12 protein-coding genes and 1 pseudogene are annotated in these 13,718 nt (G+C 60.1%); 9 read left to right on the top strand and 4 right to left on the bottom strand.

Annotated elements, in window-relative coordinates; genetic code table 11:
- Nucleotides 1-178: 178 nt before the first annotated feature.
- On the bottom strand, nt 179-667 hold the full coding sequence (gene bkdR, locus WH50_RS02345; protein WP_104152081.1) for a Bkd operon transcriptional regulator BkdR: 489 nt from the start codon (nt 665-667) through the stop codon (nt 179-181).
- 135 nt (nt 668-802) lie between these two features.
- On the opposite strand from bkdR, the gene WH50_RS02340 reads away from it, so the two are divergent.
- The 6 genes from WH50_RS02340 (at nt 803) to WH50_RS02315 (ending at nt 8,253) form a co-directional block, all read left to right on the top strand.
- Complete coding sequence (locus WH50_RS02340; RefSeq protein ID WP_110185852.1) at nt 803-1,765, top strand: DMT family transporter; 963 nt, start codon at nt 803-805, stop codon at nt 1,763-1,765.
- A gap of 259 nt (nt 1,766-2,024) precedes the next feature.
- Nucleotides 2,025-4,469 carry a putative bifunctional diguanylate cyclase/phosphodiesterase gene (locus WH50_RS02335; protein ID WP_110185851.1) on the top strand — a complete coding sequence of 815 codons (2,445 nt, stop codon included), beginning with the start codon at nt 2,025-2,027 and terminating at the stop codon, nt 4,467-4,469.
- A 102-nt stretch (nt 4,470-4,571) separates the two neighbouring features.
- On the top strand, nt 4,572-5,216 hold the full coding sequence (locus WH50_RS02330) for a TetR/AcrR family transcriptional regulator (RefSeq protein WP_207780138.1): 645 nt from the start codon (nt 4,572-4,574) through the stop codon (nt 5,214-5,216).
- Nucleotides 5,213-6,211 carry an HlyD family secretion protein gene (locus tag WH50_RS02325; RefSeq protein WP_110185849.1) on the top strand — a complete coding sequence of 333 codons (999 nt, stop codon included), beginning with the start codon at nt 5,213-5,215 and terminating at the stop codon, nt 6,209-6,211. The genes WH50_RS02330 and WH50_RS02325 overlap by 4 nt, the downstream gene beginning before the upstream one ends.
- On the top strand, nt 6,204-7,151 hold the full coding sequence (locus WH50_RS02320; protein ID WP_110185848.1) for an ABC transporter ATP-binding protein: 948 nt from the start codon (nt 6,204-6,206) through the stop codon (nt 7,149-7,151). Before WH50_RS02325 ends, WH50_RS02320 begins: the two co-directional genes overlap by 8 nt.
- Nucleotides 7,141-8,253 (top strand): ABC transporter permease, encoded by a 1,113-nt coding sequence (locus tag WH50_RS02315; protein ID WP_110185847.1) that lies wholly within the window; start codon nt 7,141-7,143, stop codon nt 8,251-8,253. The genes WH50_RS02320 and WH50_RS02315 overlap by 11 nt, the downstream gene beginning before the upstream one ends.
- 59 nt (nt 8,254-8,312) lie before the next feature.
- Here the strand turns inward: WH50_RS02315 and WH50_RS02310 are convergent, their stop codons facing one another.
- Both WH50_RS02310 and WH50_RS02305 read right to left on the bottom strand, forming a co-directional pair.
- On the bottom strand, nt 8,313-9,368 hold the full coding sequence (locus tag WH50_RS02310) for an NAD(P)H-dependent flavin oxidoreductase (protein ID WP_110185846.1): 1,056 nt from the start codon (nt 9,366-9,368) through the stop codon (nt 8,313-8,315).
- A gap of 159 nt (nt 9,369-9,527) precedes the next feature.
- Nucleotides 9,528-10,133, bottom strand: a complete 606-nt coding sequence (locus WH50_RS02305) for an HD-GYP domain-containing protein (protein ID WP_110185845.1) — start codon at nt 10,131-10,133, stop codon at nt 9,528-9,530.
- 267 nt (nt 10,134-10,400) lie between these two features.
- Between WH50_RS02305 and WH50_RS02300 the strand changes: the two genes are divergently transcribed.
- Genes WH50_RS02300 through WH50_RS02290 form a run of 3 tightly spaced genes read left to right on the top strand, consistent with a single transcriptional unit; the run spans nt 10,401 to nt 13,510 of the window.
- Complete coding sequence (locus WH50_RS02300) at nt 10,401-11,069, top strand: response regulator (RefSeq protein ID WP_110185844.1); 669 nt, start codon at nt 10,401-10,403, stop codon at nt 11,067-11,069.
- Entirely contained in the window at nt 11,070-12,473 is a 1,404-nt protein-coding gene (locus WH50_RS02295) for a sensor histidine kinase (RefSeq protein ID WP_110185843.1), read from the top strand.
- Nucleotides 12,470-13,510, top strand: a complete 1,041-nt coding sequence (locus WH50_RS02290; protein ID WP_110185842.1) for an ABC transporter substrate-binding protein — start codon at nt 12,470-12,472, stop codon at nt 13,508-13,510. Before WH50_RS02295 ends, WH50_RS02290 begins: the two co-directional genes overlap by 4 nt.
- Before the next feature lie 105 nt (nt 13,511-13,615).
- On the opposite strand, the pseudogene WH50_RS27235 reads toward WH50_RS02290, so the two are convergent.
- Nucleotides 13,616-13,718: pseudogene (locus tag WH50_RS27235) on the bottom strand (IS110 family RNA-guided transposase); the annotation flags it as partial.

Genomic DNA, 13,718 nt, shown 5'->3' with positions numbered 1-13,718 from the left:
AAAGTCCGTTTTGAGGCAGTTTGTCCGCTCTCTTGAGGCGAATAGTGGTTCTATTTAACGAAAGAGAGGGGGCAAAATGCCCAAAATCGGCTTTGTCGCAGTAAGCCCAGTGTTAAGTCCGACAGGCTCCTAGCGACTCCGCCCGTTTTTTATGCTGCTCTGGCGCCGGTATCCAACCTCACTCCGGCAGCGTCATGCCATTGGCTGGCAGGGGCAGGGCGGTCTTGTACCGCACCTGCTTAAGCGCAAAGCTGGAGCGGATATTGGCTACGCCGGGAATCTTGGTCAGGTGCTGCAGAATAAAGCGCTCCAGCGCCTGAATATCGGGCACCACGACCCGCAGCAGATAATCGGCATCTCCCGTCATCAGATAGCACTCCATGACCTCTGGCCGCGCATCGATGGCCTGTTCAAAACGCTGCAGGGCATCCTCCACCTGCTTTTCCAGACTGACATGAATAAACACATTGACGTGCAGACCCAGCTTGTCGGGCGCCAGCAAGGTGACCTGCTGACGGATCAGACCCATTTCCTCCATGGCCTTGACCCGATTGAAGCAGGGCGTGGTGGACAGATTGACGGAGCGGGCCAGTTCCGCATGGGTGATGCGGGCGTTGTCCTGCAGTTTGTTGAGGATAGCAATATCGGTGCGGTCGAGCCGTTGCATGATAGATATTCTTCAGAATGGATGATTAGCAGAATAAGTAACCTGAAATGGGTCTGGATGGAAGAATAATGGGAAAAATCGTCTTTCTCTAAGGGAATAAAATAGTCCTGTTCTGACCTGTGAGAGAGACCCGTCATGCGTTCGCAAGAGGCTGGCTGTATTGCTGAAACCCGCTATTCCCCAGCGGCGACCCTACCGCACTGGCGCCCGCAGCTGTCGGTGCAGAGCCGCGGTTTACTGCTGCTCAGTCTGGCCATTGTGCTGTGGGGGGCGAACTGGCCGGTGATGAAGGTGGGCCTCAGTCACATCAGCCCCATCTGGTTCTCCGCCACCCGCTTCGCGACAGGCGGGGCTTGTCTGTTTCTGCTACAGATGCTGACCGGTACCCTGCGCCTGCCAACCCGGCGCGACCTGCCGTTGATCGCCAGCGTCGGCTTGCTGCAAATGCTGTTGTTTACCGTACTGGGGGCTATCGCCATGACGACTATCCCGGCCGGGCGCTCGGCAGTGCTGGCATACACGACGCCGTTGTGGGTCACACCGGCGGCAATCCTGTTGTTTCGCGAGCGCCTCAGCCGTGGTCAGCTTATTGGCACCCTGCTGGGGCTGAGCGGGGTCGCGGCACTGTTCAACCCGCAGGCGCTGGACTGGAATAACAGCACCCTGCTCAAGGCCAACCTGATGCTGCTTGCCGGTTCTCTGTGCTGGGCCATGTGCATTCTGCATCTGCGCTACTACAAGGGGGACTCCAGTGCCTATCAGCTGGCTCCCTGGCAAATGTTGCTGGCGACTATTCCGCTGACCGGGCTGGCCTATGTCATCGAAGGCCCTTACAGCGGTGACATGAGCCGCTCATTCTGGGAGGTCATCCTGTTTGTGGGGCCGCTGGCGACGGCGTTTTGTTTCGTTGCCGTCAATGCTGCCAGCATGTGGCTGTCATCCACCAGCATGTCATCGGCCATGCTCGGTGTACCGGTGGTCGGGCTGATGATGTCAGTGGTGTTTCTGGGCGAACAGCTGAGCCTGTCGCTGATCATCGGAGTGGTCGCCATTCTCGGCGGTATTCTGGTGGTGTCGCTGGCGGCGGTGAAGCGCTGATAGCGGCGGGCGGAACAGTTCGTCAGGCTCTGGCGTACTGTCTGTGGTGTGGCATCTGTGATAACGGAAGCGGTCAAACATTGCTGAAAAGCGGTAAAACATTGCTGAGAAGCGTGCAATCTGCGACAGATAGTGCGCATTTTACGAATCTTAACGGCACCTCCTTTCTTCCTTGACTAACATCATTCTCATTGGTGGATGTCTGCAGACAATCAGGCTGCGACAAGGAACGTGAATGTCACGCTGATTGGAGTCCTCTATGCTTGCCCTCTATGCTGCGCAAGTACTGTTGTTTTCTGTATTCCCCCTGTATTTCTCCACGCTCAGCAACCCTGTGCGGCAGGTGTGCTTCTACGTCTGGCTGGGTCTTGTGCTGCTGTTCGGCGGCTATCTGGGTTCGGTCTATACCCTGCCTCTGGCAGAAGGGGTGGCCATTTCCGGCGGCAATCTGTGCTACGGCGCCTTCATGATGAGCAGTGTGCTGTTCGTGATCGTCGAGCGCGACATCTTCATCCTGCGCAACATCGTACGGCTGGTGATCAGCGTCGATGTCTTCAACTTCTTTCTGTCGTGGCTGGTGTCCAGCAGCCTCCAGCATGAGGGCGTGATCAACAGTAACAACACGCCGGTTCAGCTGTTTGATGTCTCTGTACCACTGATCGTACTGGGCGGCGTGCTGATCATTGCCGAGCTGCTATTCCTGCTGTTTGCGTTTGAAAAACTGAAGCGCCTGACCTCCAGCCTCTATATCTCGGCACTGGCTTACACCTTGCTGTTCAGTCTGGCGTTGTGTGCCGATGGCATCCTGTTCCCGCTGATCGGCTTCGGCATGAGCCAGATGGTCATCGATATGGTGATCGGCAATCTGGGAGGCAAAGTGCTGCTGGCGCTGTCGTTCAGCCTGCCGTTGCTGCTGTTCCTCTGTATCAACCGCAGTGCTTTCAGTCGTTATCTCAACCATGCTCCCTTCCGCTGGGGGCTGCTGGTGACGTCCAGTGAGCGGCTGATGCAGGACATGCAGCGCAATGAAACACGTCTGCAGCAGGCTGCTGTTTCCTTTGATCATGCCAGCGAAGGCGTCTTTATTACCGATAGTCAGCTGCGGCTGACTCGTGCCAATCCGGCCTTTCTCACCATGCTGGGGATTACTGAAGCGCAGGTGGAGCAGGGGCAGCAGACTGTCACCCAGTTGATCCAGCTGGGTGATGCCGGGCTCGGGCTCAGTCAGGCGCAGGGTTTCAGCCGTGAGGAAGTGCGCTATGGCCAGCGTGACGGAAGCACCCGCGCCGGTCTGCTGTCACTGACGCCGCTGTGTGATAACGCGGGCGTTGTGCACAGCTATGTGGGGGCACTGGTGGACATCCAGCCGATCAAGCATGTCCAGCAGCAGTTGGCCTATCTGGCCGAGCATGACACCCTGACAGGGCTGGCCAACCGCCGCCTGCTGGAAGAGGCGCTGCAGGACAAGTCGGCGCGGAGGCGGGAGGCGTCGCACTATCACGAAGAGGTGCCCCGTTTTGCCCTGCTGACGGTGGATCTCGATCACTTCAAGGACGTGAATGACAGCTATGGTCATCCGGCAGGGGATGAAGTGCTGGTGGAAGTAGCACAGCGCCTGCTGCAGCTGCAACGTCATGCGGACCTGCTTTGTCGCACCGGTGGCGATGAGTTTGCGGTGCTGATGCGCGGGCTGGATGACATCGGGCAGGCCGGGCAGATGGCAGAAGCGATTCTCCACAGTCTGCAGGCACCCCTGTGGCTCAGTAACCATGTGCAGGTGCATATCAGTGCTTCTATCGGTATCGCCGTCTTCCCTGATCAGACGCAGGACATCAGTCTTCTGCTGCAACAGGCCGATACCGCGCTCTATGCTGCTAAACACCGCCAGCGTGGCACCTTTGCCTACTTTGTGCCGCAGATGACTGAGCTGGCCCTGAACAAGCTGACCATCGAGTCGCGTCTGCGCGAGGCCATGGCTCAGGATCACCTGCAGGTGTACTTCCAGCCGCAGGTGCAGCTGGCGGACAACCAGATCTGCGGGGCCGAGGCGCTGGTGCGCTGGATTGATCCGCAGCACGGCATCGTCTCGCCCGCCGAGTTTATTCCGGTGGCCGAAGTCACCGGGCTGATCGAAGAGCTGGGGGCGACGGTGCTGCGCAAAAGCTGTCAGCAGGGCAGGCAGTGGCTGGATGCTGGCTTCGCGCCGATGCTGATTTCCGTCAACATCTCTCCTCACCAGCTGCGCTTCGGCAATCTGGTGCCAACCGTGCAGCGCATTCTCGACGAAACCGGCTACCCACCGCAGTGGCTTGAACTGGAACTGACCGAAAGTGCCCTGATGGAGCGTGAAAGTGAGGTGTTGCCGCAGCTGCAGGCACTGGTGGCGATGGGCATGCATCTGGCACTGGATGACTTCGGTACGGGCTACTCGTCGCTGTCCTATCTCAGTCGTTTCCCCATCGATACCCTGAAAATCGACAAGAGCTTCCTTGATGGTGTGCCTGACTCAGCGCGGCTGACCGAGCTGACCGCCACCATTATTGCTATGGGGCGCAATCTGGGCCTGAGGGTGATTGCCGAGGGCGTCGAGACTGAGGTGCAGCGGGCGTTTCTGGCCGAGCGTGATTGCCATCTGTATCAGGGTTACCTGAAAAGTCCGCCCGTCCCTGCCGAACGCTTTGCTGCGCTGCGACGGGCGGGCTAATTCCACGATCCCGGTCAATGTGAGGAATTATTCGCCTAACTCATCGCCGCGGAATTAACTAGCATTGCTTCATCAGTAGATGAATTAATGCGGAGTTGTCCCATGCCTGAGAATCCCGGTCGTCCCCGTGGGGATTCTGATGCCCGAGCGCGGTTGATCAGTGCCGCGCAGCAGCTGTTCACCGCCAAACACTATCAGAATGTCTCTACCCGTGAGCTGGCCCGCTATGCCGGGGTGGATGCGGCATTGATCCGCTATTACTTCGGCGGCAAGCCGGGTCTGTTTGAACAGATGGTGCGGGAAACCATGGCGCCGATGCTGGCACAGTTTCAGCAGCTGGCCGGTAAGGATGCACCGGCTGATCTCAGCCAGCTGATGCAGACCTATTACACCGTCATCGGCAGTAATCCCGGCCTGCCGCGACTGCTGATGCGGGTGCTGCACGAAGATCAGGGCAGTGAGCCCTATCATATTCTGCTGTCGATCTTCAGTGACGTACTGCGCCTGTCGCAGCAATGGCTGATGAAGGGGCTGGTGGCGTCGGGCAGGCTGCGCGCGGATATCGACCCCCAGCTGGCCCGTCTCAGTTTTGTCAGCCTGATGGTGTTCCCCCTGATTGCTCCTCCTGCGCTGGTCAGCCAGCTGGGCGTCACCCTTGATCAGCAGGGCTTGCAGGGGCTGATTCCTCATCATCTGGCCGTGCTCAGTGACGGGGTGCTGGCCCACGATACAAAGGAGGGGCAATGATGGTTATCTGGCGACGCAGCGGTGCTGCTCTGGTTGTCTCGGCTCAGCCTGTGCTGGCGGGGCTGGCTTTACTGGCATTGGTGATGGGGCTGAGTGGCTGCAACGAAGAGGAGGATGGCATCTATGGCACCATCGAGCGTGATCGCCTGACGTTGATAGCGCCTGCTGGCGAGCTGATTACTCAGGTCAATGTGCATGAAGGTGACAAGGTCAGTGCCGGTGCCGTGCTGCTGACACTGGATGACCGTGCCGCGCAGGCCCGGGTGGCACAACGGCAGGCACAGCTGGCACAGGTCGAAGCCAGTCTGGCAGAGCTGACCAAAGGCGCTCGCAGCGAAGAGCTGGCGCAGGCGCAGGCGCAGGTGGCAGCCAACGAAGCCACCCGGCGCGAGGCGCAGCGCCGGTTTGATCGCACCCAGCAGCTGTACCGGCAAAAGGTGCTTACGCAGGCCGATCTTGATCAGGTGCGGGCTGATCGTGACAAGGCCACTGCGGCGACCCGAGAGGCTGAAGAAAAGCTGCGTGAGCTGATCAACGGCACACGCAGTGAACAGCTGGCGCAGGCCAGTGCCGAAGTGGATGCTGCCCGTGCCGCCCTTGAGCAGGAGCAGAAAGCGCTGTCTGATCTGACGCTGGTGGCCGCTCAGGCAGCGGTGGTCGATAACCTGCCGTGGCGGGTGGGTGACCGGGTGGCGGCAGGCACGCAACTGATTGGTTTGCTGGCGCTGGACCGCCCCTATGTGCGGGTGTATCTGCCTGCCAGCGATCTGCACAGGGTCAAATCCGGCACTCAGGTGCTCATCCATGCCGAAGGCTTTCCCCAGAGCGTCACGGGCACGGTGCGGACCATCCGCAGCCAGCCTGCCTATACCCCGTTCTATGCGCTGAACGAGCGCGACCGTGCCCGCCTGATGTATTTGACCGACATTGATCTGCCGCAGGGCAGTGAGCTGCCGACCGGGCTGGCGGTGGAAGTGGAGCTGCCCCATGACTGAGCTGGCGGTCGAAACTCAGGGCATGACACGGCTGTTTGGCAGCAACAAAGCGGTAGACAGCCTTGATCTGGCCATCCCCAAAGGCTCCATCTACGGCTTTCTCGGCCCCAACGGCTGCGGCAAGTCCACCTCCATTCGCATGCTGACCGGTTTGCTGACACCCTCGGCAGGCACTATCAGAGTGCTGGGGGAGGCGCTGGCAGGCAATGAAGAACGCCTGCGTCGTCGCATCGGTTATATGACCCAGAAGTTCTCCCTCTATGAAAACCTGCGGGTGACGGAAAACCTGAACTTTGTCGCGCAGATTCATGGTGTACCAAGGCGTCAGGCGCGGGAGCGGGTGGCCGAACTGCTGACGCTCTATGACCTGACCGGCCAGCACAAGCAACTGGCAGGCTCTATGAGCGGCGGGCAGAAACAGCGGCTGGCACTGGCTGCGGCCACCTTGCACCAGCCTGAACTGCTGTTTCTGGATGAACCCACCTCCGCAGTTGACCCGGAGAACCGGCGCGAGTTCTGGGAACGGCTGTTTGACCTCTGCGCTCAGGGCACCACCATTCTGGTATCGACCCATTACATGGACGAGGCCGAACGCTGCCATGGTCTGGCCATCCTTGAGCGTGGAATCAAACGTGCTGACGGCTCGCCCAAACAGCTGATGGCGCAGATGGGCGCGCGCGTTGTGGAAGTGGGCGGTGATGATCTGCGTACTCTCAAACAGCGCCTGACGCAGCAGCCCGCCGTGCTGTCGGCTGCGCAGATCGGCAGCCGCCTGCGGGTGCTGGTGCGTGACGATGAGGGTGATCCGGTGCAATGGCTGCAGCCGCTGATCGCAGGGCGGACGCTGGAAGAGGTGCGGCCCAGTCTGGAAGATGTCTTCGTCACCTGTACCGGTGCACGGGCACACCCTGCACCACGGGAGAGCAGCCATGTGGAGTAGAGTGCTGGCGGTGATCGTCAAGGAGCTGCGCCAGCTGTCCCGTGACCGCATGACCTTTGCCATGATCGTGATGATTCCGCTGGTGCAGCTGATCCTGTTTGGCTACGCCATCAATACCGACGTGCGCCATCTGCCTGCAGCTGTGGTGGACATGAGCGATTCCTCATACAGCCGGGCGTTGATTCAGGCGGTCACCGCCACGCAGGTGGTGGATTTCAGCGAGCGGCTGAGCAATGTGCATCAGGCGGAAACGGCCATTACCAATGGCCAGATCAAGGCAGCATTGGTGATCCCCGTGGATGTTGGTGAGCGGCTGGTGCGCTATTCCTCAGGTCATTACATGACCGAGCCGGTGGCGCAGTGGCTGGTGGATGGCTCCGATACCGTGGTGGCCTCCACCATCAAGGGGCTGCGCAAGATGCCGATGGACGAAGTGCTGGGTAACCCGCACAGCGAAGGCGTACCCACGCTGGAAGTGGTGCAGTACTTCAACCCCGAACAGCGCTCGGTAGTGAATATTGTGCCGGGGCTGCTGGGGGTGATTCTGACCATGACCATGGTGCTGTTCACCGCAGTGGCCATCGTGCGCGAACGTGAGCAGGGCAATATGGAGTTTCTGATCACCACACCAATTCGCCCTTTCGAGCTGATGCTGGGCAAGATTGTGCCCTATGTGATCGTCGGTTTTGTGCAGGTGGGGATCATTCTTGGCGTCGGCCACCGGCTGTTTGCGGTACCCATTCGAGGCGGGCTGGACTCGCTGGCGCTGGCCGCGTTGCTGTTCATTCTGGCCAGCCTGACACTGGGGCTGGTGATTTCCACCGTCGCCAGAACCCAGCTGCAGGCGATGCAGATGACGGTGTTTGTGCTGCTGCCGTCGATCCTGTTGTCCGGCTTTATGTTCCCCTTTGAAGGCATGCCTCAGGTGGCGCAGTGGATCTCGGAAATACTGCCCGCGACCCACTTTATGCGGATGGCGCGGGCCATTGTGCTGCGTGGCGCCGAGGTGGCCAACTTAGGCTATGACGTGCTCTGGCTACTGGGCTTTACGCTGGTGGGACTGGCCGTTGCCAGTCTGCGCTTCTCCAAACGGCTGGATTAACAGGCTGTTAAAGGCCGTTGCCCGGATCGTGGACAGGTTCAGCCGTATCCGGGCACGAGCTACCGCGTTAACGCAGCCTCCTGCGCCAGCATAGCCACCAGCTCAGCGGCAGGAAGGGCACGTGCAAGCGGTGCCCCCTGACCGGCCCACTGGGCAGCAAAGTCAGCGCTGCCTTGAGCGCTGGCCGCCGCGTGCAGAGCCTTACCGGCATCGTACGCATTGGGGTAGTCGGGCAGGGCAACCGGGCTTTGTTCACCCAGGGTATAGAAACGATTGGGCAAGCCGCGCGCCGGGCGGCCGGAAATGGCACTGGTGATGCGGGTCTGATAGGCCAGATCACTCTGCATGGCGGCGCGATATGCTGCATTGGCTGACGACTCGGGGCAGAGTACGAAGGCGGTGCCCATCTGCACACCCTGAGCGCCCAGTGCCAGCGCGCCCTTGATGCCGTGGCCGTCCATGATGCCGCCTGCGGCGACCACCGGCAGCTGCGTCTGGCTGACAATCTGGCGTACCAGTGCCAGTGTGCCAAGGCCGTGGTCACCCTGTTCCGGGGTGAACACCCCACGATGCCCACCGGCCTCAACCCCCTGAGCAACGACGATATCTACCCCGGCCGCTTCAATCTGGCGGGCTTCTTCCAGCGTCGTGGCGCAGGCCAGCAGGATGATGCCCGCCTGCTTCAATGCCTGAATCGCGGCGTTGTCGGGCAAGCCGAAGTGAAAGCTGACGATAGCGGGGCGCTCCTCCAGCAACATGGCCAGCATGGCCTGATCGGCGACAAAACTGGTGTAGATCTCCTGCAGTTGGGCCGGGGGTGTGGCATCGAACTCGGCAAAAACAGGGGCCAGAAACTGCAGCCACGCGGCCTCCCGCTCGCTGTCGGCGACAGCAGGTCGATGGCAGAACAGATTGACGTTAAAGGGTTTACTGGTGAGGGCCCGTGTCTGGCGAATCATTTCCTGTGCCTTATCAACACTGGATGCACCAACGGCGATGGAACCCAGAGCACCGGCATTGCTGACGGCAGCGGCCATCGCAGGTGTGGAAACACCCGCCATCGGTGCCTGAATAATGGGCAGCTCGGTATGCAAAATGGAGGTAAGGGAAGTCATAAGAGAACATTTCCAGTCAGGGCCGTCTGGCTGTTATTGGGTTTATGACGGCAGGATCAGGGCAGGGTTGGAGCAGGCGTTGCCCCCTTGCGAGTGATGTCTATGGTGTCAGGTGGGCGCGTTGCAAAGTCTGTTCTGCCATCAGAACCGCCAACCGGCTCAGGCGACGGGAGTAAAAGGAAAATGCCCTTTGTTCAGGATCTCGAAAAACACCCGCAGGATGTAAGGGTCGTGCTTGCTGCCGGCCTCTTTCTCCAGCTCTGACATGATCAGATGCACAGGGCGCTGGTTCTGATAGACCCGGCGGGTTGCCATGGCATCAAAACTGTCCACAATGCCGACGATGCGAGACAGATAGGGAATGTCTTCGCCACTGATCCGGTCCGGATAGCCCTCGCCATTGAAGTATTCATGATGGTGACGCACTGCCGAGGCGATCTGTCTGACCGCATCGATGTCGTCGCTGTACTCGGCACAGCCCAGAATGATGTATTCCCCCTTGGCCGTGTGCTGTTTCATCTGTTCGTATTCGTCTTCAGTCAGCTTGCCGGGCTTGAGCAAGACCTGATCGGGAATACCGATCTTGCCGACGTCGTGCAGGGCGGCAGACAGATTGAGCATTTGCAGGTCGTGGCTACTGAGGCCGCAGGCTTTGCCAACGGCCATCGCCAGCTCTCCCACCCGTTCGCCATGCTGCTCGGTGTAGAGGTCTCGCTGTTCAATGGCACGGCTGAGCCAGCGCGAGAAGTGCCTGATGTTTTCCATATCCGGTGCCTTTTAACTGCTAAGCGGGCGTATAAAGCGCAAGCTAGCCGAAGTTTGGCGGGGGGTAAAGCAGGGGTGATAAGGGAGCAGGCTGAATCAATGTGTTGGTTTGACCTCGCCACAGGGAAGCGACACCATAGGCGCTGCCTGTAAACAGGGATGAGGTGTGGGCGTAGTGGTGTTGCCAGTACAGGCACCACCAGTAAAAACAATAACGTTGAGCGGGGTGTTTCAGTTGTTTTCACCCGGCCAGAGGTCCCTGAAAAAGTGCATTTACTTCTGATCGAAGATGATCCGCTACTGGCCCAGTCCGTCGGTACCGCATTGCGTCAGCATGGCCATGTGGTCGATGCCTTCAGCTCGGCAGGTGAAGCGCTGCGCGCACTGGAAATGGGGCATTTCGATCTGGTGCTGCTGGATCTTGGCCTGCCCGATGGCGACGGCCTCAGTGTGCTGCAATTCATCCGTCGTGGGCAAAATGCCACGCCGGTGCTGATTCTGACCGCGCGCGACAGTCTGGAAGACCGGGTCAAAGGGCTGGATCTGGGCGCTGATGACTACCTGACCAAACCCTTTTCACTGGTCGAGCTGGAGGCCCGGGTGCGTGCGCTGCTGCGCCGCAGTCAGCAACGCCTCGACAACCATCTGCGCTTTGGCCGCATCCGGGTGGATGTGGAATCCGCCACCGCTTATGTCGATGAGCTGCCAATCGAGCTGCCGCGTCGCGAACTCACTCTGCTGGAATCCCTGCTGCTGCACGCCGGGCGGATTGTCCCGCGGGAAACCCTGGAACAACGTCTGTTCGGCTTTGAGGCGGTGGGAGCCAATGCGCTGGAGGTCTACGTCAGCCGCCTGCGCAAGCGGCTGGCCGACAGTGGCGTGGAAATCCGCACCATTCGTGGCCTCGGCTACCGTCTTGATGAGGCGCGTGGCTAGATGATGCGCTCCCTCAAGCGCAGTCTGGCACTGTGGTGGCTGGCCATCATGCTGATGCTCGGTGGCCTGATGCTGATCGAGGCCTGGAGCAGTGCCCACCGCTCTGCCGATCAGGCGCTGGATGGCCAGCTGGAGGCCGCCAGCCTGACCATTGCCGAGGCCATGCAGTGGTCAGACGGCATGCCGCTGATCGAAATCCCCGCTTCGGCACTGGAAGTGCTGGCCACGCGCTGGCAGGAGCGGGTGTTTTATGAACTGATCGGTGCTGACGGCCAGCTGATTACCCGTAACGCCGAACTGCCTGTAACGGCCAGACTCAAACGAGAGGTCAGCAAGGCGCCGGTGTATGTGGATGCCACCTACCACGGAGAAACCATTCGCCTGCATGGGCGGGAGGTCAGCTCAGCCGGATGGGACACACAGGAGCCAGTGCAGGTGTGGGTGGCGCACACCTGTATTGGCCGGGATGAGCTGGCCCGCACGCTGATTGAACGCACGCTGACCCGCATTCTGGCCACCATGCTGATGGCCGGTGTGATCCTGATTTTCGCCATGCGCGCCTGGATGATGCCGCTGCGGCGGCTGCGCTCGGCGTTGCGCGAGCGCGAGCTGGAGGATACCCGGCCGCTGCTGGTCGATGTACCGGAAGAAATGCATGAACTGACCGACACGCTCAACCATCTGCTGGGCCGTCAGCGTCAGCACCGTGACAGCCTGCTGCGCTTTATTGCCGATGCTTCGCACCAGCTGAAAACCCCGCTGGCCGGGTTGCGCAGTATTTCCGAGCTGTCACTCAAGAGCCCTGATCCGCGTGACTGGCAACAGGCACTGACGACTATTCAGGACGAAACTGACCGGACCAGCCGTCTGGCGACCCAGTTACTCAACCTGACACGGCTGCGTCATCAGGTCGATCTGGCCGATACCGACCGTATTGCGCTCGACCGGCTGCTGAAAACCACTGTGCTGGAGTGGGCGGAGCGGCAGGATGCGCGGGACCACGATATCGGCGTCGAGATTGTCGGCAGTGGCCCCTTTGTGGTCTGTGGTGAGGAGTGGGCGTTGCATGAGCTGATTAACAACCTGATCGACAATGCGCTGCGCTATACCCCGGCGGGAACGGTGATCACCCTTGGTCTGCGTCGCCTGAACCAGCAGCTGGAGCTGTTCATTGAAGACAACGGGCCGGGTGTCGGGGTGCCGGACCCGGCCAGCCTGATACGGCCGTTCGAGCGGGCCGGGCGGCAGGATACCTGTGGTTCCGGGCTGGGGCTGGCCATCGTCGCCTCCATCGCCGAGCGCCATCATGGCCAGCTGCAGTTGAGTCACTGTCAGCCCAGCGGCCTGCGGGTCAGCCTGCTGCTGGCCGTGGCTGAAAGCGGACACGGGGAGGAAGACCAATGACAGGCAGACACTGGCGCTGGGTATGGATGGCATGTGCGCTGCTGACAGCGCTTCCTGCGGCAGCCACCACCCTGATTGTGGAAGCGGCACTGGATCAGGATATTTTTGAGCCGGTACTGCGCGCCTTTCAGCAGGCCAATGCGGATATTCAGATCGACTACCGCGACCGTTCCACTATTGATGTTGAGCAGCGTGCGCGCGCCAGCGACGACCCACCCGATGTGGTGATCAGCTCAGCTATGCCCTGGCAGGTTGCCCTCAGTAATGACGGTCTGGCTCAGCCGCTGACCACGCCGGAGGCACAGCAGTGGCCGCAGTGGGCGAAGTGGCGCAATGAGGTGTTTGGCTTCACCTTCGAACCGATTGTGATTGCCTACCGGCTGGAGCTGGCAGCGGCCATGCCGCCTCCCAGTACCCATCGCGACCTGCTGGATATTCTCACTCATTACCGTCAGCAGCTGGATGGCAAGGTCGTCAGCTATTCGCCGTACTCCAGTGGTATCGGCGATATGCTGTTCCAGCAGGATGCCCGCTACACCCCGCGCATGTGGGATCTGGTCGCCGCCATGGGAGCAGCCAATACCGATTTTCGCGGCACTACGCGCAGCATGCTGGAAGGGCTGACTGCCGGTCGCTACTGGCTGGGCTATAACTTGCTCGGGTCGTATGCGCTGGTATGGGCGCAGCGGCACCCGGAAATCATCGTACAGGTGCCCAACGACTATTCGCTGGTGATGATGCGCACCGCGCTGATTCATCGCAATGCGCGCCATGTGGATGCCGCCCGGCGCTTCGTCAACTTTCTGCTTAGCAAGGAAGGGCAGTTTGTGATGGCGGGCGAGACGCCGCTGTTCAGCGTCCGCCCCGATGTGATCGGCCCCTATACTGCGCAGCGTCTGCGTGACGAAGTAGGGGATCATCTCTATCCCATTCCGGTGGATGCCACCCTGCTTGCCTTTGTCGATCCGCTACGCCGACAAAGTTTTCTGAAACGCTGGAACCGGGAGCTGAAGATCTTGCGGCAGCCAGCGGATTAAGCTTCCGGTGCCAAGCCGGTGCGGTTCACTGCGTTCACCACCCCTACGTTGGTTGTTCTCTATCTGGCGGTAGATACCATCTCTCCTAACTGCCCTCAAATCGCATCACGCGACTTGAGGGCAATATTCGTTTTGATGTTTCACCACACCAAAACAAATCTGTACCAGCTTGCGCATCGCCGCGCCTAGCGCCTGCATTTTACTCTTG

It is taken from the genome of Pokkaliibacter plantistimulans (assembly GCF_003194385.1).
GTDB classification, from domain to species: Bacteria; Pseudomonadota; Gammaproteobacteria; order Pseudomonadales; family Balneatricaceae; genus Pokkaliibacter; species Pokkaliibacter plantistimulans.
Note: the sequence above shows the minus strand (reverse complement) of the source record. Positions and strands in the feature narration are given on the sequence as shown.

Bases quoted from the DNA above. Each gene is read 5' to 3' on its own strand.
- bkdR (WP_104152081.1), bottom strand. From the start codon at position 667: ATGCAACGGCTCGACCGCACCGATATTGCTATCCTCAACAAACTGCAG.
- WH50_RS02340 (WP_110185852.1), top strand. From the start codon at position 803: ATGCGTTCGCAAGAGGCTGGCTGTATTGCTGAAACCCGCTATTCCCCA.
- WH50_RS02335 (WP_110185851.1), top strand. From the start codon at position 2,025: ATGCTTGCCCTCTATGCTGCGCAAGTACTGTTGTTTTCTGTATTCCCC.
- WH50_RS02330 (WP_207780138.1), top strand. From the start codon at position 4,572: ATGCCTGAGAATCCCGGTCGTCCCCGTGGGGATTCTGATGCCCGAGCG.
- WH50_RS02325 (WP_110185849.1), top strand. From the start codon at position 5,213: ATGATGGTTATCTGGCGACGCAGCGGTGCTGCTCTGGTTGTCTCGGCT.
- WH50_RS02320 (WP_110185848.1), top strand. From the start codon at position 6,204: ATGACTGAGCTGGCGGTCGAAACTCAGGGCATGACACGGCTGTTTGGC.
- WH50_RS02315 (WP_110185847.1), top strand. From the start codon at position 7,141: ATGTGGAGTAGAGTGCTGGCGGTGATCGTCAAGGAGCTGCGCCAGCTG.
- WH50_RS02310 (WP_110185846.1), bottom strand. From the start codon at position 9,368: ATGACTTCCCTTACCTCCATTTTGCATACCGAGCTGCCCATTATTCAG.
- WH50_RS02305 (WP_110185845.1), bottom strand. From the start codon at position 10,133: ATGGAAAACATCAGGCACTTCTCGCGCTGGCTCAGCCGTGCCATTGAA.
- WH50_RS02295 (WP_110185843.1), top strand. From the start codon at position 11,070: ATGATGCGCTCCCTCAAGCGCAGTCTGGCACTGTGGTGGCTGGCCATC.
- WH50_RS02290 (WP_110185842.1), top strand. From the start codon at position 12,470: ATGACAGGCAGACACTGGCGCTGGGTATGGATGGCATGTGCGCTGCTG.